The 1,153-nt window shown below is 59.9% G+C and carries 1 pseudogene; it reads left to right on the top strand.

Annotation, left to right across the window (positions count from 1 at the left end):
• Positions 1-32: 32 nt before the first annotated feature.
• Positions 33-1,153 (top strand): annotated as a pseudogene (locus DBR24_RS11395) (hypothetical protein); the annotation flags it as partial.

Raw genomic sequence — 1,153 nt, 5'->3', positions numbered from 1 at the left:
CTCCGTTGTGGCAACCCAACGATAAAATCCGCGTGAGCTACAGCGCCACCGCGTCGAACGGCACCGTTACCCTGCACAGCGTGGAACAGGACGTCGTGCGCATCCCGTTCACCTACAAACTGATGGTGCCCAACGCCAAAGTAATCGCCGGCAGTGTTGTGCGGGCGAAGTACGAATTGCTGAAAAATGGCAACGTCTTCGCCACTTCGAAAAATGCCGTGGCCGAAGTTACCGGCTCAGAGGCTATCGAGTTGTTGCCGCCGGTGCTGCTGAAACCAGCGGTGAGCCCGATTGACGTTCTGGCGTATCCGCAGGGCGTGACCATTCAGGTCGAGTATTTAGAACACCTTCCAGGCGATAAAGCGCAGCTGGTGGAAGTTAACCCGCCTGCAGGTGCACCAGAGTTTCCATTGGTGCCCTTCAACGCCAATAAACGCACCAACACCTTGTTGAGCCAGGCTTTTCTGATCGCACGACAAGGCAAGCCCCTGGTGTTTCGCTGGCACCTGAATAGCAATAACGCGGAGGTTGCCCGATCGCCTGAGCTGAACCTGAGCGTGTCGAAAATTACCGAGGGCGATGCACGTTTGCCGACGCCGGTGGTGGATGGCAAGACTGGCAATGAACTCGATGTGGCACTGTTACAGCCCACCGCCCAGCTCACCGTTGCGGCATGGCCGCACGTCGAAGGTGAACGGCTGTGGTTGCAGTACGAAGGCAAGGACAATCAGGACCAGACCGTGACGTTCGACGACCTTCGCGGTGAAGTGGGCGTGGGTGCATCAGGCTTGAGCCGGGCGGTGCCGCTGGCCTGGCTGAAAGGCTTGAAAGATGGCCGTGACTTGAAGGTGACGCTCAAGGTTAATTTTGACGGGGTGGCGAACGCGGCGACGGCGGTGGGGTTTCCGGTGCGCTCTTATACCGTCAAGGCAGGCGCCGACGTGCAACCAGTGATCAACCGGGCCGAAGACAGCCAAGGCGTGGAGATCCCGCAGGGAGGCACGACACGTGACACCACCGTGATCCTCACCGGCAGCGCAACCCCGGGTCAGACGGTGCAAATCTTCGACGGCACCGCCGACAAGGGCGAAGCCAGCGCCGACCCGCTGAGCGGAATCTGGAGCCACAGGATCAGCGGACTGACCGTCGCAGA

Origin of the sequence: Pseudomonas sp. HMWF006 (assembly GCF_003061205.1) — a bacterium.
In the GTDB taxonomy this organism is placed as follows: domain Bacteria; phylum Pseudomonadota; class Gammaproteobacteria; order Pseudomonadales; family Pseudomonadaceae; genus Aquipseudomonas; species Aquipseudomonas monsensis.
This window is presented reverse-complemented; position numbering and strand designations above follow the sequence as displayed.